Source organism: Cupriavidus sp. 05T313 (genome assembly GCF_056396665.1).
On the sequence record NZ_JBFTLX010000140.1, the window covers coordinates 1 to 17,551 of the forward strand.

The 17,551-nt window shown below is 67.6% G+C and carries 20 protein-coding genes and 1 pseudogene; 16 read left to right on the plus strand and 5 right to left on the minus strand.

All coding sequences use genetic code 11. From position 1 onward, the window contains the following. Nucleotides 1-503, plus strand: a 503-nt coding sequence (locus AC1DKD_RS26065) for a tripartite tricarboxylate transporter permease (RefSeq protein ID WP_477111646.1), incomplete at its 5' end; no start/stop codon positions are given. Nucleotides 504-635: 132 nt separating this feature from the next. Here AC1DKD_RS26065 and AC1DKD_RS26070 read toward each other — a convergent pair. Beyond that, a complete protein-coding gene (locus AC1DKD_RS26070) occupies nt 636-1,550 on the minus strand; it encodes a LysR substrate-binding domain-containing protein (protein WP_477143869.1) in 915 nt (304 codons plus the stop codon). Between the two features lie 223 nt (nt 1,551-1,773). Here AC1DKD_RS26070 and AC1DKD_RS26075 point away from each other — a divergent pair, with 223 nt between their 5' ends. Together AC1DKD_RS26075 and ggt are read left to right on the plus strand one after the other, a co-directional pair. After that, nucleotides 1,774-2,751, plus strand: coding sequence for a Bug family tripartite tricarboxylate transporter substrate binding protein (locus AC1DKD_RS26075; protein WP_441624740.1), 978 nt, complete (start codon nt 1,774-1,776; stop codon nt 2,749-2,751). 139 nt (nt 2,752-2,890) lie between these two features. Next, nucleotides 2,891-4,516 (plus strand): gamma-glutamyltransferase, encoded by a 1,626-nt coding sequence (gene ggt, locus AC1DKD_RS26080; protein ID WP_477102304.1) that lies wholly within the window; start codon nt 2,891-2,893, stop codon nt 4,514-4,516. Nucleotides 4,517-4,603: 87 nt separating this feature from the next. Here the strand turns inward: ggt and AC1DKD_RS26085 are convergent, their stop codons facing one another. Further along, nucleotides 4,604-6,295 (minus strand): serine hydrolase domain-containing protein, encoded by a 1,692-nt coding sequence (locus tag AC1DKD_RS26085; RefSeq protein WP_477102305.1) that lies wholly within the window; start codon nt 6,293-6,295, stop codon nt 4,604-4,606. A gap of 305 nt (nt 6,296-6,600) precedes the next feature. On the opposite strand from AC1DKD_RS26085, the gene AC1DKD_RS26090 reads away from it, so the two are divergent. From AC1DKD_RS26090 to AC1DKD_RS26100, 3 genes are all read left to right on the plus strand, one after another. Then, a complete protein-coding gene (locus AC1DKD_RS26090; protein WP_477143870.1) occupies nt 6,601-7,461 on the plus strand; it encodes a PhzF family phenazine biosynthesis protein in 861 nt (286 codons plus the stop codon). Nucleotides 7,462-7,585: 124 nt separating this feature from the next. Further along, complete coding sequence (locus AC1DKD_RS26095; protein WP_477102306.1) at nt 7,586-8,206, plus strand: pyridoxamine 5'-phosphate oxidase family protein; 621 nt, start codon at nt 7,586-7,588, stop codon at nt 8,204-8,206. Between the two features lie 9 nt (nt 8,207-8,215). Beyond that, on the plus strand, nt 8,216-8,833 hold the full coding sequence (locus AC1DKD_RS26100; RefSeq protein WP_441624752.1) for an FMN-binding negative transcriptional regulator: 618 nt from the start codon (nt 8,216-8,218) through the stop codon (nt 8,831-8,833). Nucleotides 8,834-8,884: 51 nt separating this feature from the next. On the opposite strand, the gene AC1DKD_RS26105 is transcribed toward AC1DKD_RS26100, so the two are convergent. Beyond that, nucleotides 8,885-10,336 carry a CoA transferase gene (locus tag AC1DKD_RS26105; protein ID WP_477102307.1) on the minus strand — a complete coding sequence of 484 codons (1,452 nt, stop codon included), beginning with the start codon at nt 10,334-10,336 and terminating at the stop codon, nt 8,885-8,887. A 213-nt stretch (nt 10,337-10,549) separates the two neighbouring features. Here AC1DKD_RS26105 and AC1DKD_RS26110 point away from each other — a divergent pair, with 213 nt between their 5' ends. The 4 genes from AC1DKD_RS26110 to AC1DKD_RS26125 all read left to right on the plus strand — a co-directional run bounded on the left by AC1DKD_RS26110 (nt 10,550) and on the right by AC1DKD_RS26125 (nt 13,631). Beyond that, on the plus strand, nt 10,550-12,325 hold the full coding sequence (locus tag AC1DKD_RS26110) for a glutamine--tRNA ligase/YqeY domain fusion protein (protein WP_441624756.1): 1,776 nt from the start codon (nt 10,550-10,552) through the stop codon (nt 12,323-12,325). A gap of 4 nt (nt 12,326-12,329) precedes the next feature. Beyond that, a complete protein-coding gene (locus tag AC1DKD_RS26115) occupies nt 12,330-12,548 on the plus strand; it encodes an RNA-binding S4 domain-containing protein (protein ID WP_043348411.1) in 219 nt (72 codons plus the stop codon). Nucleotides 12,549-12,624: 76 nt separating this feature from the next. Further along, nucleotides 12,625-13,008 carry an MAPEG family protein gene (locus AC1DKD_RS26120; RefSeq protein WP_441624759.1) on the plus strand — a complete coding sequence of 128 codons (384 nt, stop codon included), beginning with the start codon at nt 12,625-12,627 and terminating at the stop codon, nt 13,006-13,008. Nucleotides 13,009-13,028: 20 nt separating this feature from the next. Then, a complete protein-coding gene (locus AC1DKD_RS26125) occupies nt 13,029-13,631 on the plus strand; it encodes a YceI family protein (RefSeq protein ID WP_441624761.1) in 603 nt (200 codons plus the stop codon). An 8-nt stretch (nt 13,632-13,639) separates the two neighbouring features. On the opposite strand, the gene AC1DKD_RS26130 is transcribed toward AC1DKD_RS26125, so the two are convergent. Next, complete coding sequence (locus tag AC1DKD_RS26130; protein WP_441624763.1) at nt 13,640-13,789, minus strand: hypothetical protein; 150 nt, start codon at nt 13,787-13,789, stop codon at nt 13,640-13,642. Here AC1DKD_RS26130 and AC1DKD_RS26135 point away from each other — a divergent pair. The 4 genes from AC1DKD_RS26135 (at nt 13,782) to AC1DKD_RS26150 (ending at nt 15,990) form a co-directional block, all read left to right on the plus strand. Continuing rightward, nucleotides 13,782-14,093, plus strand: a complete 312-nt coding sequence (locus tag AC1DKD_RS26135) for a hypothetical protein (protein ID WP_477111648.1) — start codon at nt 13,782-13,784, stop codon at nt 14,091-14,093. The genes AC1DKD_RS26130 and AC1DKD_RS26135 overlap by 8 nt on opposite strands. Before the next feature lie 46 nt (nt 14,094-14,139). After that, the gene (locus AC1DKD_RS26140; protein WP_477111649.1) at nt 14,140-14,844 is read left to right on the plus strand and encodes an alpha/beta hydrolase; all 705 of its coding nucleotides are present in this window, start codon (nt 14,140-14,142) and stop codon (nt 14,842-14,844) included. Nucleotides 14,845-14,960: 116 nt separating this feature from the next. Next, nucleotides 14,961-15,509, plus strand: a complete 549-nt coding sequence (locus AC1DKD_RS26145) for a YaeQ family protein (protein ID WP_477143871.1) — start codon at nt 14,961-14,963, stop codon at nt 15,507-15,509. 133 nt (nt 15,510-15,642) lie between these two features. Beyond that, on the plus strand, nt 15,643-15,990 hold the full coding sequence (locus tag AC1DKD_RS26150; RefSeq protein WP_035864016.1) for an FKBP-type peptidyl-prolyl cis-trans isomerase: 348 nt from the start codon (nt 15,643-15,645) through the stop codon (nt 15,988-15,990). Between the two features lie 108 nt (nt 15,991-16,098). On the opposite strand, the gene AC1DKD_RS26155 is transcribed toward AC1DKD_RS26150, so the two are convergent. Further along, complete coding sequence (locus AC1DKD_RS26155; protein WP_035864014.1) at nt 16,099-16,419, minus strand: hypothetical protein; 321 nt, start codon at nt 16,417-16,419, stop codon at nt 16,099-16,101. Nucleotides 16,420-16,627: 208 nt separating this feature from the next. On the opposite strand from AC1DKD_RS26155, the gene AC1DKD_RS26160 reads away from it, so the two are divergent. Both AC1DKD_RS26160 and AC1DKD_RS26165 read left to right on the plus strand, forming a co-directional pair. After that, nucleotides 16,628-17,332, plus strand: coding sequence for a gamma-glutamylcyclotransferase (locus AC1DKD_RS26160; protein ID WP_441624772.1), 705 nt, complete (start codon nt 16,628-16,630; stop codon nt 17,330-17,332). A 16-nt stretch (nt 17,333-17,348) separates the two neighbouring features. After that, nucleotides 17,349-17,551, plus strand: a pseudogene (locus AC1DKD_RS26165) (ankyrin repeat domain-containing protein); the annotation flags it as partial.

Sequence of the window (17,551 nt, forward strand, 5' to 3'; positions counted from 1 at the left end):
GTGCGATGACCATCCACAACATCCAGCCGGGCCCGCAGGTCATGACCAGCAACCCCGCGCTGTTCTGGGGCCTGATCGCCTCGATGTGGATCGGCAACTTCATGCTGATCATCCTGAACCTGCCGCTGATCGGGATCTGGGTCAAGCTGCTCAAGGTGCCTTACCGCTACCTGTACCCGGCCATCCTGACCTTCTGCTGCATCGGCGTGTATTCGGTCCAGAACACCACCTTCGACGTGTTCCAGACCGCGGCCTTCGGCGTGATCGGCTACCTGTTCATCAAGCTGAAATGCGAGCCGGCTCCGCTGCTGCTGGGCTTCGTGCTGGGACCGATGATGGAAGAGAACTTCCGCCGCTCCCTGCTGCTGTCGCGTGGCGAGTTCACGGTGTTCGTGACCCGTCCGCTGTCGCTCGGCCTGCTGATCGCCGCCGCCGTGCTGGTGCTGATCGTGGCGCTGCCGTCGATCAAGAACAAGCGCGAAGAAGCGTTCCAGGAAGAATAATCCAGCAAGTCCCGCGGCCAGCCAACGTGCCGGCCGCGAGCGACCGTGCCAGCAAGACCCTCAAGGTGCCGCCAGGCACCTTTTTTTATGCCTGCTTCGCTTCCATGGCCACGAGAAGTGCGCTGCTTCGCCTCACGGCTGCGCCGCCACGCCATCGCCGCCCGGGGCATCGAACAATCCCGCGCAAGCCTCCCGCACCGCCGCCGCGACATGCCGGCGCGCATGGTCGCGCCGCTCCAGCATGCCGATGGTACGCATCACCGGGGCGCCGCCCACTTCCAGGGGCAGGATGCGCAAGGCCTCGTCCTCCCGCCAGCGCGCGCGCTGCAAGAGCGGCACCACGGTCACGCCCACCTGCTGGCGCACCAGTTCGACCAGCGCCTCGATCGAGTTCAGTTCCAGGAACTCGTTGACGCGCAGGTGCGCGCGGCGCAGCGCCCGCTCCACCAGCAAGCCGGTGCGCTGGCCGCGGTCGAATCGCAGGAAGGGGTTGGCCGCCAGCGCCTCGCGCGCGTTCGCCCCCGGGCTGTCACGCCCTGCAATCGCCACCAGCGGCTCCTGGTAGAGCGGCGTCCACGCCAGGGTGCCGGCCAGCCGGCCAGTCCCCTCCACCAGCATTGCCGCGTCAAGCTCGCCCGCTTCCACCTGGGCCGCCAGTTCGATCGACTTGGCGCCAACCAGGCGCACGTCCAGCGCCGGATGTTCGCGCTTCATGCGCGCCACCACATGCGACAGCCCGCCCATCACCGAGACCACCGCCCCCACCGCCACCGCGCCGGCCATCGCGTCCGGCGCTTCAGGCGGCAAGCGCATCTCGTCATAGAGCGCGAGCATGCGCCGCGCCTGCGGCAACAGCTCGCGGCCGCCGGCATTGAGCGCCACCACCCTGCCACCCCRGTCGAACAGCTCGCGGCGCAGCTCAATCTCCAGCGCGCGCATCTGCAAGCTGACCGCGGCCTGCGTCAGCGCCACCCGCTCGGAGGCAGCGGCAAAGGAACCGTGGTCGGCCACGGCAACGAAAGTGCGCAGGAAACGGATGGTGCTCATGGGAAGGGCTCGCGAAATGAGGCAGACCGGCCATGCCGATACTTAAGAAAACATTGAGACACAAGAAAGAAATATTAGCTTTCATTATGATGCCCTGCACGGAATAATGATGCGCAGCACCATCAACGCGGGCCTGGCGCCACCAGCCTCGGCCTGCGCGCGGTGCGTTGCCCGAAGGCCGGCACCGGCCCGCACTGCCTTGCTTCCAGATCCGGAGATCACCATGAAACACTGGCTGCGCCTGTTTGGCACGAGCCTCGCCACCGGCCTCGCGCTGAGCGCCGTCCCGGCACTCGCCGACACCTATCCGAACAAGCCGATCCGCCTGATCGTGCCGTTCCCGGCCAGCGGCGCCACCGATCTGCTGGCCCGCGCCATCGCGCAGAAAGTGGGCACCAACATGGGCCAGCAGATCGTGGTCGACAACCGTCCCGGCGCGGGTGGCGCGATCGGCTCGGACATGGCCGCCAAGGCCCCGGCCGACGGCTACACGCTGCTGATCGCCACCACCAGCACGCACTCGATCGGGCCGTACATCAACCCCCGCCTGCCGTACAACACCGAGACCGACTTCACGCCGATCAGCCAGGTGGCCATCGCCACCAACGTGCTGGTGGTGCCGAACAGCCTGCCGGTAAAGAACGTCAAGGAACTGATCGACTACGCCAAGAAGCATCCAGGTGAACTGAACTACGCGTCCAGCGGCAACGGCACCGTGGTGCACCTGACCGCCGAGGCCTTCAAGGCGCAGGCCGGCGTATTCATCACGCACATCCCGTATCGCGGTACCGCGCTGGCCGTGCCCGACCTGATCTCCAACAAGGTGCAGATCCTGTTCGACAGCATCGTCTCCGGCCTGCCGCATGTGAAGGACGGCAAGCTCAAGGCACTGGCCGTGACCAGCCTGAAGCGCTCGCCGCTGGCACCCGAGATCCCCACCGTCAGCGAGTCCGGCCTGCCGGGCTTCGAGTCCGATACCTGGTTCGGCATCTACGGCCCCAAGCAAATGCCGGCCGAACTGGTGAACCGCCTCAATGCGGAATTCAACAAGGCGATCCAGTCGCCGGACGTGAAGGAACGCCTCGGCAAGCTGGGCGCCGAACCCGTCGGCGGCACGCCGGCGCAGTTCGCCGCCATGGTGAAGAAGGACAGCGCGCGCTGGGGTAAGCTGATCAAGGACCGCAAGATCACCGTGGAATAACGGCGCCGGAGTCACAGCGACTTCCGCCGTACGCCCCGTCCCCGCCGATGCGGGAGGCGGGCGCCAATACAAGCGCGAATCCTGGCGAGCCGACAGGCACGGCCCCCCCGCCAGGACAGCGAACCGAACCGAGGCAAGCATGCAGAACTTCAACTGGACCAATCCCTACCCTTCCGTGCGCATTCCGCTGTTCGCGCGCAACGTGGTATCCACCTCCCACCCGCTGGCAGCGCAGGCCGGCCTGCGCATGCTGCTCAAGGGCGGCAACGCGGTGGACGCGGCCATCGCGGCAGCGGCGGCGATCACCATTGTCGAACCGGTCTCGTGCGGCCTGGGCAGCGACGCCTTCGCCATCCTGTGGGACGGCAAGGAAATGCATGGCCTGAACGCCTCGGGCGTAGCCCCGGCGGCGTGGAGCCCCGAGTATTTCAAGAACAAGTACGGCACGGACGCCAATGGCATCGCCAACCGCCCCGTGCGCGGCTGGGACGCCGTCACCGTGCCCGGCGTGATCGCCGGCTGGGCCGCGCTGCATGAGCGCTTCGGCAAGCTGCCCTTCGCCGAACTGATGGAACCCGCCATCGAGATCGCCGAGCGCGGCTACGCCGTGCCACCGGTGGTGGCGCACAAGTGGGCCGCCGCCGTGCCCGAACTGAAGGACCAGCCCGGCTATGCCGAGGCCTTCATGCCGAATGGCCGCGCCCCCAAGGTGGGCGAGAAATTCACGCTCAAGGCCGCCGCCGAGACACTGCGCAAGATTGGAGACACCAATGGCCGCGATTACTACGAAGGCGAGATCGCYGCGAAGATCGCTGCCTTCAGCAAGGAATGCGGCGGCGCCATGACGGCCGACGACCTGCGCAACTACAAGCCGGAATGGGTCAAGCCGATCAGCAAGTCCTACCGCGGCTATGAACTGCACGAGATTCCGCCGAATGGACAGGGCATTGCCGCGCTGGTGGCGCTCGGCATCCTCAACCAGTTCGACATGGCCTCGCTGCCGGTGGATTCGGTCGAGTCCCAGCATCTGCAGATCGAGGCGATGAAGCTGGCCTTTGCCGACCTCTACCGCTATGTGGCCGACCCGGCCAGCATGGAAGTCACGCCCGAGGCAATGCTCGACGACGACTACCTGAAGTCGCGCGCCAGGCTGATCGACATGGATCGCGCCACGCATTTCGATTTCGGCATGCCCAAGGTCGGCGGCACCATCTACCTGACCGCAGCCGACGAGAACGGCATGATGATCTCGTTCATCCAGTCGAACTACATGGGCTTCGGCTCAGGCGTGGTCGTGCCCGGCACCGGCATCAGCCTGCAGAACCGCGGCGTGGGCTTCTCGATGGACCCGAAGTCCGCCAACGTGGTGGCTGGCGGCAAGCGCCCCTTCCACACCATCATCCCTGCCTTCCTCACCAGGGACGGCCAGCCGGTGATGAGCTTCGGCGTGATGGGCGGCGACATGCAGCCGCAGGGCCACCTGCAGACCGTGGTGCGGATGGTGGACTACAACCAGCAGCCGCAGGCCGCCTGCTGCGCGCCGCGCTGGAAGGTCAACCGGGATTTCACGCTGGACATCGAATCCACCATGGATCCGGCCGTGGTGGCGGGCCTCAAGGCACGCGGCCACCAGCTCAAGTCGGTCGACGATCCCTACATGGATTTCGGCTCGGGACAGTTCATCTGGCGCCTGTCGGAAGACGCCGAGCATGGCTACGTGGCCGCCAGCGACAGCCGGCGCGATGGACAGGCAGTAGGTTTCTGACTTCCCGATAGCAGTACTGGGAGAGCGCCCGCGGCAACGTGGGCGCTTTTTTTTTGGCGGTTGGCGTCCCGGGGCACGCCATCGGCCTCAAGGCATCCGGCGCAGGCGAATCACACCGCTCTCGTAGAGGACAACGCCCGTGACCTGCCCCGCCGCATCGCGCTCGAACTGGAGTTGGGCAAGTCCGTTCTCGTAGACGAAGCGGTCGGCCTGCGCTGCCACCGGGAACACCGGCCTGCGCAGCCAGTTTCCGGATCGCACACCGAGCTGCCCGTTTTCGGCCCGGATATCAAAGATCAGGTCCGTGCGAATCAGCCGCTGGCTACGATAGCGGCCGACGTATTCCTGTTGCCTGTCGAGCGGCACGACGGCAATCGCCGGCGCGGCCGCTTTCGTGCGCAGCGCGGAATAGCCGGCGCCGCCTAGCGAATAGTCCAACCCAACGATCTCGCCGGCTTCGCGCCGGAACACATACTGCACGCCGACCTCGGTGTCGACAAAGGTGTCGTGCCCGGCCGGCGATAGCGGGCGGAACCCCCCGCCCGTGGCGCGCCGGTACAGCGTGCCATCCTGCGGCACCATAGTGACGTAATTGCTCTTGTCGACCTGGTAGATCCCGCCGTACTCCGCCAGCACGCCAGGCGCGAGCGCGGGCGCCGCCGGCATGGTGGGGTAGCGGCTGGCGGTGATGCCCAGCAGGACCTTGTATGAAGGCGCATGGGTATTGCTCACCAGCACGGCGGCCGCTTCCTGCGTGTCCGGCGCGAAGGCCAGCAAGGCGCGATAGCCCCCTGTCAGTCCGTCGTGGTAATACGTGCGATGGCCGGCCGGCCCGCGGATCAGCACAGCGTAGCCGATCTCCTCGCCACGGTAGCGGGCCAGCGGCGTGAGCGCCCGTTCCGCCGCCGGACCGAGCGGCCCGGCGCTGCCTGCCATCATGGCGCGCGCGAAGATGAGCAGGTCCGGGGCCGTCGAGCGCAGCGCGCCGGCGCCCGACAATGCATCGAAGTCCCATGGCGCCCGGGTCTCTTCGTGGCTATAGGCGGGCGCGAGCGCCTTGGCCTGCGGCCCCGGGAACTGGAACGTGCTGCGCATGCCCAGCGGTCCGGTGATGTTCTCGCGCACAAGCACATCCCAAGGCTTGCCGTACCGGTCGGCAAGCAGTTGCCCGAGCAAGCCCATCCCCAGATTGCTGTACGCCGCGCCGCAGGGCGGCGCGTGTTCCAGCGTCAGCCCGGAAAGACCGGCAAGCAGCTTCCGGCGGTCATGCCGGGAGAACGGGTTTTCGGTCCCGTAGCCGGGAAAATCCTGCGGCTCGCGGGGCAGACAGGCGCTGTGCGTCACGAGCTGGCGCAGCGTGATGGCGGCGGTCTCCGGCTTCAGCGCAGCGTGGCCCTGCAGAAGTTTGCCGAGGTTGTCGTCCAGCGACAGGTCGCCGCGCTCGACCGCCTGTGCGAGCAGCAGGCCCGTGAACAACTTGCTGATGGAGCCGATCTCGAATAACGGCTGTGCTTCCGGATCGCCGCCCTCCACGATCTCACTGGCCGCGCCCACGCGACGACGTTGTACGGCGTAGCGATCCTGTTTGTCCCGCCAGATGCCCACCGCCACGGTACCGGGTTCATCCTCGAGCACGGTCGTTGCGATTTCGGCGGGAGACGATGCGAAGGAGAGAGGGGCCGCGACCGCCGATGAGAGACAGGCAAGCCCGGCCGCCGCCGCGATCCATACGCTCAACGTCGTGGCCAAGCCACCAAACAAGTCCGTCTTGCTCGCCATGGGCATCCTCCGGTGGCCTTCATGCTGGATTGGCCGGACCGAGACAAGCCACCGGCGCCGCTACTATACCGTCAGCCAGTATTCGCATTTAGCAGCGAATACCCCTAGGTTCTTCCGGATTCGCCGGAAATCCGGTCATGCCGGAACCGGCCGCACGGACGCCGGCCTCGCATGGATCGGGCCCTGCCGGTCCCGCACCCAGGCCAACTGTCAGCAACTGGCCTGCCAGCCATCCCTTCGACTGTGCATGGCGTACGCCGGGTGGCGATTTACACTGGCCCCTTCCACTTCCAGCCCGAACAGCCATGACCGCCTACGCTTACCGCCTGCTCAACGTCTTCGCCGAATCCACTTTCGGCGGCAATCCCCTGTGCRTATTCGAGGATGCGCGCGGGCTCGACGACGCCACCATGCAAGCCCTGGCGCTGCAGTTCAACTTGTCCGAGACCACCTTCATCCTGCCCTCCGGGCAAGCCAGCGCCCAGGTCCGGATTTTCACGCCGGGCTATGAGATGCGCTTTGCCGGCCATCCCACGCTGGGCACGGCGCATGTGGTGCGCGACCTGGCCGCTACCGGCGACGCGCTCACGCTCGAATTCAAGGCGGGCGTGGTTCCGGTGACCGCGCAGGGCGATGTGTGGACCTTCACTGCGCCGCATGCGGGCCAGCCGAAGACGGCACCGGCCGGCCTGCCGGATGCGGAAATGGCCTCCCTGCTCGGCCTTGCCGAGTCCGACCTGCCGGCTTCGCCGATGTGGGTCGACACCGGCGCCGACCAGTTGCTGGTACCTGTGAAGCATGTCGACGCCGTGCGCCGCGCGCAGCCCGACAGCGCGCGGCTGGCGTCCTGGCCGCAGAGCAGCCTGGGCCGCAAGACCGCCTACGTCTTTGCCTTCGATCCGACGCGGCCGGAACAGGTGGTGGCGCGCTATTTCTTCACCAAGCAGGGCGGTGGCGTGGCCGAGGACCCGGGTACCGGATCGGCCTGCGCCAACCTGGGCGGCTGGCTGATCGCCAGCGGCCACGCGCTACCGGCCGGATACCAGATCGCGCAGGGCGAGGCGGTCGACCGGCCGTGCACGCTGCGGCTGGAAGTGACCGCCGGGCAGGCCATCCGCGTGGGCGGACGCGTGATCGAACTGGGCCGCGGCACCATCAACCTGTAACACGCAGCCCAATCGTGCATGGTGGCGCGGGGCGGGCAAGCGCGACAAACCACGCGCAGCTGCGTTACAGTGAGATCCGCCCCGCCCATCAGCCCTGACGCGCAACCCGCACGCGCCCACCGACATGACCACGCCGCACGCCCTGACCACGCTGGCCGAACTGGAAGCCCACTACGCCCAGGCCAGCGAGGCCTCGCTCGCCAAGGAAGTCGATTACCTGCATCCGCACTACCGCGCCTTTGTCGAGGCCGCCCCGCTCTGCCTGCTCTCCACGGTGGGCGGGGAGTATGCCGAGTGCTCGCCGCGCGGCGACGCGCCCGGCTTTGTCCAGGTGCTCGACGAGCGCACCTTGCTGCTGCCGGACCGGCGCGGCAACAACCGCCTCGACAGCCTGCGCAACATCATCGCGGACCCGCGCGTGGGCCTGCTGTTCCTGATTCCCGGCGTGGACGAGACCATCCGGGTGGCCGGCACCGCCCATGTCTCGGTCGACCCGGCGCTGATCGCGCGCTGCATGGTGGATGGCAAGGCGCCGGCTACCGTGCTGGTGATCTCGATCCAGTCGGTGTTCTTCCAGTGCGCCCGCGCGCTGGTGCGATCCAGGTTGTGGGACCCGCAGACACAGGTGGCGCGCAGCAGCCTGCCGAGCAACGGCACCATCCTGGCCGCCGTGAGCCGGAATCCCTTCGACGGCGTCGCGTACGACGCGTCGCAGCCCGCCCGGATGAAGCAAACCCTGTATTGAGTCGAGCCCATGTACACGCCAGCCCACTTTGCCAGCACCGAAAGCGACGCCATCGACGAAGTCATGCGCCGCTACCCTTTCGCCACCCTGATCGGCAATGACGCCGACGGGCTGCCGTTCGCCACCCATCTGCCGGTGGTGGCGGAACGCAGCGGCGACGCCTGGCGGATCGAAGGCCATATGGCGCGCGCCAACCCGCACTGGCGCTGGCTGGAGCAGACGCCGCGCGCGCTCCTGGTGTTCCAGGGCCCGCACGGCTATGTCTCGCCGGCGCTGTACGAGCAGAAGCTGTCGGTGCCGACCTGGAACTACGTCGCCGTGCATGTGTACGCGGAAATCGCCACGCTTCACGACGCCGATGCCAAGGATGCGCTGCTCAAGCGCCTGATCGCGCAGAACGAGCCCGGCTACGCCGCGCAATGGCGGGAGCTGCCGGAGGATTTCCAGCAGAAGATGCTGGGTGCGATTGTCGGCCTGCGCATCGTGCCGACGCGAGTCGAAGCCAAGTTCAAGCTCAGCCAGAACCGCCCCGCGGCCGACCGCGCCCGCATTCTCGCCGCCCAGCAGGAAGGCAGCCCGATCGAGCGCGACATGGCAGCGTGGATGGCGCGCATGACGGGCGCCTGAAACGCTAAAGCCGGCTGCAACGCAACAGCTGCCCCCCCGCCCGCGCGCCGCTCAGGCGCGCGGCAGCCACTCCGGCGCATGCGTGCCCAGCGGCACCGAAGGCAGCGCCCAGTACGCGGGGGTCTCCGACAGGCGGCCCGCATGCGACACCACGCTCAGTTCGCCGAAGCCCGACGGCAATGTCGCCATCAGGTCGGCCACATCCTCAAGCCGCTGGTCCGGCACCTGCAATCCCCCTTCCACCCGCCCCAGGCCACGCAGCCACTGGCCAACCTGCGCCAGCGATACCCGCACATGCCAGCTGCCGCCCTCGACGGCGCGCCGGTGCAGCGCAGCCATGGCGCCGAGCGCCATCAGGTAGCCGGCGGCATGATCCAGCACCTGGGCCGGCAGCGGACGCGGTTCGTCGCTGCCGGCTGCCTGCGCTTCCGCATGGTTGAAGCCGGTGGCGGTCTGCACCAGGGAATCGAAGCCGCGCTTGCCGGCCCACGGCCCGACGTGCCCGTAGGCACTCAACGTCACATAGACAATGCCCGGCCGCGCCCGGGCCGCCGCCTCCGGCCCCACGCCCAGTTCGGCGAGGCCATGCGGCCGGTAGCCCTGGACCAGCACATCGGTGCCGTGCAACAGTTTGTGCAAGGCACGCTTATCGTCGGCATCGCGCAGGTCTAGCTGGCAGGCACGCTTGCCGCGCCCGGTGTCGATCACCAACGGTTCGATGGCAGGCAGGTGGGCGGAGGTGACCAGCAGTACGTCCGCGCCATGCGCGGCCAGGGTACGCCCGGCCACCGGGCCGGCGATGATGCGCGTGAAATCGAGCGCGCGGACACCCGACAGCGGGCGCGCGCCGGCAGCGGGCAGCGTCGGCAGCGGCTCCGGGAGCGCCTCGCCGATCCGCTCCAGGGTAAACGGCGGCAGGCCGCGCAGCGCCTGCCCCTGCGGATGCTGGTCCCACTCCTCGAAGCTGCGCATGGCGGCCACCACCAGGCCGGCTTCGGAGGCGGCAGCCTCGAAGGCCTCGGCCTCCCACCGTTGCAGGGCGGCTTCCACGGCGGCCCGCTCATGGGCGCAGCCCAAGATGCGCAGCACGCCGTCGCGGTGATGCGGGAAGTTGGTGTGCAGGCGCACCCAGCGCCCGTCGCCGCAACGGTAGGCGCCGGCGATCTTGTTCCACATCTCCGCCGCCGGGCCGCCCTCCACGCGCAGGTAGCGCTCGCTGCGGAATTCGGCCAGGGCGTGACGCATGTCGATGGCAACATCCTGCCAGCGTCCGCTGCGCTGTTGCCACAGCGTGGCGGCGGCGAGCGCCGCGGCGCCCAGGCTGGCCTGAGCGGCGGTGCCCACGGCAAAGGACGACGGCAGCACCGGGTCGGTGCCGGTGAGTTGCAGCCGGCCCAGCGCTGCGGCGGGCATCCCGGCGGCCTGCCAGAGTCCGGCCACGGCTTCGGCCGGGGTCGGGCGGGAGGCAGGGGCAAGGGTTGGAGTCGGGGTTGAAGTCGGCATGGCGGCGATGCTCCAGGGGACGGATGCGCTCCCTCCATCCTAGGCCGCGGCGGCTGTTTTTGCGCTGCCGCGCGGAGATTGCACGACTCTGGCCGCCGGCACGGTAAAATCACCCGATCCGGCATTCCGCCATGCAATCGAGCAGCGCGGCGGGCTGCGCGCCAGACGCCGGCCGCCGCCCCGCCCCTGACTTAACCGCCCACCGGCGCCACCATGAGCAACGACCCCAAAGCCAACGACAACACGCCCGCCGCATCCAATTTCCTGCGCAGCATCATCGACCAGGACCTCACCGCCGGCACCTACGCCGGCCGCCAGGATGCCCAGGGCGAGCCGTTGCCCCCCGTCATCACCCGCTTCCCGCCGGAGCCCAACGGCTACCTGCACATCGGCCACGCCAAGAGCATCTGCGTGAACTTCGGCATGGCGCGCGACTACGGTGGCCGCTGCCACTTGCGCTTCGACGACACCAACCCGGTCAAGGAAGATACCGAATACGTCGACTCCATCATCGACGCGGTGCACTGGCTCGGCTTCAGCTGGGACAGCACCGCCAAGGACGGCAGCCAGCAGCCCCACCTGTATTACGCCAGCGACTACTTCGACCAGCTCTACGCCTTCGCCGAAAAGCTGATCGAGCGCGGCGTGGCCTACGTGGACAGCCAGAGCGCCGAGCAGATCGCCGCCAACCGCGGCGACTTCTCCCGCCCGGGCACGCCCTCGCCGTTCCGCGACCGCAGCGTCGAGGAAAACCTGCGGCTGTTCCGCGACATGCGCGACGACAAGTACGCCGACGGCGAGCACGTGCTGCGCGCCAAGATCGACATGAACGCGCCCAATATCGTGATGCGCGACCCGGTGATCTACCGGATCCGCCACGCGCATCACCACCGCACGGGCGACAAGTGGTGCATCTACCCGATGTACGACTTCACGCACTGCATCTCGGACGCGCTGGAGAACATCACGCACTCGCTGTGCACGCTGGAGTTCGAGAACAACCGCCCGCTGTATGACTGGGTGCTGGCCCAGCTGCGCGAATGCGGCGTGTTCAGCGATCCGCTGCCGCACCAGTATGAATTCGCCCGCCTGAACCTGACCTACGCCATCACCAGCAAGCGCAAGCTGCTGCAACTGGTCGTTGAAAACCGCGTGGACGGCTGGGACGATCCGCGCATGCCCACCATCGTGGGCGTGCGCCGGCGCGGCTTTACGCCGGAATCGATCCAGTTGTTCTGCGATCGCATCGGCGTGGCCAAGTCCGATAGCTGGATCGACATGAGCACGCTGGAAGGCGCCGTGCGCGACGACCTCGATGCGCGCGCGGCGCGTGGCGCGGCGGTGCTGGACCCGCTCAAGCTGATCATCGACAACTACCCCGAAGGCCAGAGCGAAGACTGCTCGGCGCCCGTGCATCCCAAGAAGCCGGAGCTGGGCCTGCGCGTGTTCCCGCTGTCGCGCGAACTGTGGATCGAGCGCGACGATTTCAGCGAAGCGCCGCCCAAGGGCTACTTCCGCCTGTTCGCGCCCAAGGACGGCACCCCCGGCAGCAAGGTGCGCCTGCGCTACGGCTATGTGATCGAATGCACGGGCGTGGACCGCGACGCCGACGGCAAGGTGATCGCCGTGCACGCCAACTACCTGCCCGAGACCAAGAGCGGCACGCCGGGCGCGGACAGCGTCAAGGTCAAGGGCAATATCCACTGGGTCAGCGTGGCGCATGCCTATGAAACCGAGGTGCGGCTGTACGACCGTCTCTTCAACGACCCCAACCCGGATGCCGGCGGCAAGAACTTCCTCGACGCGCTGAACCCGGACTCCAAGAAGATCGTCACCGCCTACCTGGAACCCGGCCTGCAGCAAGCCGCCGCGGAAGACCGCTTCCAGTTCGAGCGCCAGGGCTACTTCGTGGCCGACCGGGTCGATTCGACGCCGGGCAAGCCGGTCTTCAACCGCATCGTCGGCCTGCGCGACAGCTGGGGGAAGTAAGCCCATGCAAACCGTAACCTTCCCGCTCGAGGGCGAGCATATCGCCCTGAACGACCTGCTCAAGGTGGCCGGCGTGTGCGACAGCGGCGGCGCCGGCAAGGCGCTGGTGGCGGCCGGCGAAGTGTCGGTCGACGGCGCGGTGGAATCGCGCAAGACCGCCAAGATCCGCGCCGGCCAGGTGGTCAGCGTGGCCGGCGTGAAGATCCGGGTAGTGGCGGCCTGACCGCCCCGGCCGCCGGTATGCCCGGCGGCCGGCCAGCCGGCCATCGGGCGCGTGCTTCCAAGCAAAGGAAATGACAATGCCGATCGCATTCTGGTGTGTGCTGGTGGCAGGCATCCTGCCCGTGGTGACGGTTGGCATCGCCAAGGCGAGCGGAAACGCCTTCGACAACCACGATCCGCGCGGCTGGCTGGAAAAACAGGCCGGACGCGCCCGGCGCGCCGACATGGCGCACCGCAACCATTTCGAGGCCTTCCCCTTATTCGCCGCGGCGGTGCTGTGCGCCACCCACCTGCAGGCGCCTGCCGCGCGCATCGACGAGCTGGCGCTGGTCTTTGTCGCCGCGCGCATCCTGTACACGGTGTGCTACCTGGCTGATCGCGCCACCTTGCGCACGCTGTGCTGGACCATCGGCTTCCTGTCGGCGATTGGCATCTTCCTGCTGCCGGTGCTGGTGCACTGAGAACACCGGGGAGAGCGATCATGCGCTACCTGCCTGCCATCCTTTGCGCGCTCTGCCTGCTGGCGCCGGCCCTGGCCGGCACGGCGCGGGCCGAGCCGGCCAGCTACGCGGTGGACCCGACCCATACCGCGGTGTACTTCGCCGCCAGCCATTTCGAGCGGACCTCGGTACGCGGTCGATTCGGCAAGATCGATGGCCGCATCAGCTATGACGAAACCAGCGGCAGCGGCGCCATCGATTTTACGGTCGACGCCGACTCCGTCGATTCCGGCAACCGCACGCTGGACGGCATCCTGCGCTCGGCCCAGTTCCTCGATGCGCAGAACTTCCCGGTGGTCCGGCTGCGCGCCAACCGCTTCGTGCAGGACGGCGGCCGGCTGGTGGCCGTGGAGGGCGAACTGAGCCTGCACGGCGTCACGCAACCGCTGCGGCTGGAAGCCGAGCGCTTCAGCTGTGGCGACATCTCGCTGTTTGGCATCAAGCGCCACGTTTGCGGCGGCGACTTCCGCGCGGTACTGTCGCGCAGCGCCTTTGGCATGACGCGCTTCCTGCCCGACGTGAGCGATAGTGTGGTCCTGACGATTTCGGTGGAAGCCATGCCGGCCGCGTCGGCACCTAAGTAACACAAGCATCACATATAGTTTTCCACAACACCGCCAGATGTCGACCCGGCGACGCCTGAAGAGCCGGTTTCTTCTGTAAAATCAGCGGTTTGCATTTTTCCGGCGGGGCCATTTTTCCCGGTTTCCGCCTGAACGGGAAACCCGAAAACAATGATCACGATTCAACTTGGGGATGTGGTGGCGGCGTCGTTGGCGGCTGCGGGCGCCTGCCTGATGTGCAGCATCCCGATGGCATTCCTGCGCCGCTTTCCCGCCTGGGCGTTGCGCACTTATGGCCGCCGCGCGCTGCTGGTGCCGTTGCTGATCCTGCCGGTGGGAGGCTGGCTGGCAGGGCTCGCGCTGTCGGGGCAGATCGACAGTCCCGCCGGCCACGCCATGGTGGTGGCAATCGCCTTTCTCTGCCTGAACCTGGCCTCGGCGCTGCTGCGCTACTACCTGAGCGATTACCGAAAGTCCCGCTAAAGCGAGCGGCGCCCATCGCGGCGCCAATGTTCGCGCCAGGCCATCCATGAGCACACCCCAGCGCTTTGACATCGAAACCGGCACCGAGACACTGGCCGCCGACCGCATCGACACCGGCAACGGCGCGAACTGCCTGCTGCTGCACGGCGCCGGCACCAGCCACCGCGCGCGCTGGCTGGCGTTGCGGCAAGCGCTCGCCGCCCAGGGCGTGGGCAGCATCGCCTTCGATTTTTCCGGCCACGGCGAAAGCTCGGCGCGCACGCCCAACTCGCTGGCCAAGCGCCAGCGCGAAGCCGAGGCGGCGCTGGCCCATCTGGATGGCGCTGGTCCCCGCGCCTTGATCGGCATCAGCATGAGCGGCGAAATCGCCGTGCGGCTGGCCGCCGATCCGCGCAACCGGATCGACCGGCTGCTGACACTGGTGGGCGCCGCCTATGACCCCGCCGCTTTCGAACTGCCCTTCGGCCCAGCCTTTACCACCCTACTGCGCACGCCCGGCAGCTGGCGCGCCTCGCTCGCCTTTGAACGGATCGCGCAATTCCGCGGCCGCCTGACCCTGGTACGCGGTGCCGAAGACAAAGTCATCCCCGCGGGCATTGCCGACGCGCTTGCCGCCCGTGCCGGCCTGGCCGAACGGGTGGAGGTGATCGACCTGCCCGGCACCGGCCACTTGCTGGGCGAAGCCTGGCAAAACCAGCCCGGCTTAGCCGCCAGTCTGAGCGCGATCGCGCTGGGCGCCGTGGGCGCCTGAGCCCACTCCAGGCGGCATGGCAGGCACCCGGTAYGGTGTCGTTGCGAACGCCGCGTCCGATTCACGTATGATGCGGCCTTTCGCTTCTCGCAGCATTTGCCGCTCCCGCTTCCTTCATGGCACTTAAATCCACCATCTACAAGGCCGAACTGTCCGTCTCCGACATGGACCGGCCCTACTACGGCAGCCACGCCCTGACCATCGCGAAGCATCCGTCCGAGAACGATGCGCGCATGATGGTGCGGCTGCTGGCCTTTGCCTGCGAAGCCAGCGAGACGTTGATCTTCACCCGCGGCCTGGACGAGCCCGACGAGCCGGACCTGTGGGAAAAGACCCTGACCGGCGAGATCGCGCATTGGATCGAGCTGGGCCAGCCGGACGACTCGCGCCTGAAGCGCGCCGCCGCGCGCGCCGATCGCGTCACCGTGTTCACCTACAATGGCGCGAGCGCGCGCGAATGGTGGAAAGGCATGGCCGGCAAGGCCGGCAAGCTGCGCAACGTGACCATCTACAATGTGCCGGCCGAGGCGGTGGAAGCACTCGCCGCCCTGGCCCAGCGCRCCATGCGGTTGTCCGTAACGATCCAGGACAGCGAGATCTGGGTCAGCGACGACGACCACAACGTCCGCATTACGCTCGAGGTCCTGCAACAGCCCCAGGGCTAAGCCCGGCTCCCGAGCGGTTTTCGCGTTACCAGCATTACCAGGTTCAGAATTACCCATCCGCCCGGTGCGGCCGGCATGCCGCCGGCCTCACCGAACCCGTGACCCTCGCTGATACAGCACAAGGAAGCCATCCATGAATACCACTCCCTCCGGCCTGCAATATGAAGACACCGTCACCGGCGAAGGCGCCGAAGCCACGGCAGGCAAGCATGTCACGGTGCATTACACCGGCTGGCTCTATGAGAACGGCCAGGCTGGCCGCAAGTTCGACTCGAGCAAGGACCGCAACGACCCGTTCGTGTTCCCGCTGGGCGCCGGCCACGTCATCCGCGGCTGGGATGAAGGCGTGCAAGGCATGAAGGTGGGCGGCACGCGCCGCCTGGTGATCCCGGCCGATCTGGGCTACGGCGCGCGCGGCGCGGGCGGCGTGATTCCGCCGAACGCCACGCTGCTGTTCGAAGTGGAACTGCTGGCGGTCTGATCGCCTTGGCGCCGCCCCGGCGGCGCTCACCGGCATCCCATCCCGCGCGGATGGGCACAAGCAAGAGGGGCGCCCGCGGGCGCCCCTCTTGCATTCCGGCCCGTGCGTTCAGAAACTGATCGCCGCGCTGCTCACGTCGACCCGCACCTTGTCACGGTCCAGCAGGCGCGCGGCATGGCGCGCATAGTCCTGGGCCCAGGCGGCATCGCTGGCGAAACGCTGCTCGCCGGAGAACTTGGCCACGCTCAGGATCTTGTCGATCACCAGCACCTTGCCCACCGGGCTGGAAGCCTGGCAATCGAGTTCGGCATATTCGCGGTCGAACCAGCGCCAGCCAGCGTCCTCGGTAACCGCCGCCAGCTCGGCGTCGCCAATCGTGAAGCCAAATTCCTTGCCGGTACCGAAAACTACCGTGAGCGTGCGCGCCATAGCCTGATCTCCTGGTTGATGCCACATTGTAAAGACATAGCGGCCGGTACCGCCACCTCGCCCTGGCAGATTGGCCGGCCAAGGGTACCTGCCGAATCTCGGCATGACCGTTGTCTATCGCATACAACCAGCCGGAGCTTGCAGAGATTTCTGCACGCCATGTGGTTTCCCTGCCGCCTGCCGCGCGGCTTTGGATTATGCTTGCACCATGGCCATCACCCGACAAGATCTCGAAACGGATCGGCTGCGTGATTCACTTTGCAGCACGCCGGTGGCTTCCTCGCTACTTCCCGAAGAAGCTTTCGAACGCTCGCTACGCGCTACGCTGGACCAGCGGCCGGATACGCCCGGGCTGGCAGGCGATGTCTGGGTSTTCGGCTACGGCTCGCTGATCTGGAACCCGATGGTGATTCACACGGACCGCCGGCTGGCCAGCGTGCACGGGTACCATCGCGGCTTCTACCTGTATTCGCGCATCAATCGCGGCACCTGGGACAACCCCGGCCTGGTGCTCGGCCTGGACCGTGGCGGTTCTTGCCAGGGCGTCGTCTTCCGCATCCCCCATCACATGATCGAGCAGGAGTTCCGCCTGCTGTGGCGCCGCGAGATGCTCACCGGCGCCTATCATCCGCGCTGGCTCAACATAAAGATGAACGGTTGCCCGCCGCAGCGCGCGCTGGCCTTCGTGATGAACCGCTCGCATGAGGCCTATGCCGGGCGCCTGCCCGACGACAGCGTGGTCGCGCGCCTGCGTCACGCCTGCGGCCTCTACGGGCCGGCGCGCGAATATCTGCAGCAGACGCTGCTGGGCCTTGCCACCAACGGCGTCGACGATCCCTACCTTGGCCGGTTATGGCGCCGGCTGCAGGATACGGATGCCACGGCCGCACAGGCTGTCAGCGAAACCGCCTGATCCGGGAGCCACCAGGATGCCGCGCACTTCCGCCCGCCCCCGCCGACTGGTGCTTGCCGAAGTGTTGGGACTGACCGGCCTGCTAATGGGCGGTGCGCTGCTGGCCGGCCCCGGCGGAACGAGCCTGGCGGCGCGCCCCGCCGGCGGCGGCCCGGCCCAGGCCTCGCCGCGCTCGCACGCGCAAGGCGCCGGCTCCGCCACCACCGCGCACGATAGCGT

What these genes read in the sequence shown, in the direction of transcription:
- AC1DKD_RS26125 (WP_441624761.1), top strand. Translation starts at nt 13,029, where the DNA reads ATGCGCTACCTGCCTGCCATCCTTTGCGCGCTCTGCCTGCTGGCGCCG.
- AC1DKD_RS26135 (WP_477111648.1), top strand. Translation starts at nt 13,782, where the DNA reads ATGATCACGATTCAACTTGGGGATGTGGTGGCGGCGTCGTTGGCGGCT.
- AC1DKD_RS26155 (WP_035864014.1), bottom strand. Translation starts at nt 16,419, where the DNA reads ATGGCGCGCACGCTCACGGTAGTTTTCGGTACCGGCAAGGAATTTGGC.
- AC1DKD_RS26150 (WP_035864016.1), top strand. Translation starts at nt 15,643, where the DNA reads ATGAATACCACTCCCTCCGGCCTGCAATATGAAGACACCGTCACCGGC.
- AC1DKD_RS26085 (WP_477102305.1), bottom strand. Translation starts at nt 6,295, where the DNA reads ATGGCGAGCAAGACGGACTTGTTTGGTGGCTTGGCCACGACGTTGAGC.
- AC1DKD_RS26105 (WP_477102307.1), bottom strand. Translation starts at nt 10,336, where the DNA reads ATGCCGACTTCAACCCCGACTCCAACCCTTGCCCCTGCCTCCCGCCCG.
- AC1DKD_RS26100 (WP_441624752.1), top strand. Translation starts at nt 8,216, where the DNA reads ATGTACACGCCAGCCCACTTTGCCAGCACCGAAAGCGACGCCATCGAC.
- AC1DKD_RS26075 (WP_441624740.1), top strand. Translation starts at nt 1,774, where the DNA reads ATGAAACACTGGCTGCGCCTGTTTGGCACGAGCCTCGCCACCGGCCTC.
- AC1DKD_RS26115 (WP_043348411.1), top strand. Translation starts at nt 12,330, where the DNA reads ATGCAAACCGTAACCTTCCCGCTCGAGGGCGAGCATATCGCCCTGAAC.
- AC1DKD_RS26140 (WP_477111649.1), top strand. Translation starts at nt 14,140, where the DNA reads ATGAGCACACCCCAGCGCTTTGACATCGAAACCGGCACCGAGACACTG.
- AC1DKD_RS26120 (WP_441624759.1), top strand. Translation starts at nt 12,625, where the DNA reads ATGCCGATCGCATTCTGGTGTGTGCTGGTGGCAGGCATCCTGCCCGTG.
- AC1DKD_RS26095 (WP_477102306.1), top strand. Translation starts at nt 7,586, where the DNA reads ATGACCACGCCGCACGCCCTGACCACGCTGGCCGAACTGGAAGCCCAC.
- AC1DKD_RS26110 (WP_441624756.1), top strand. Translation starts at nt 10,550, where the DNA reads ATGAGCAACGACCCCAAAGCCAACGACAACACGCCCGCCGCATCCAAT.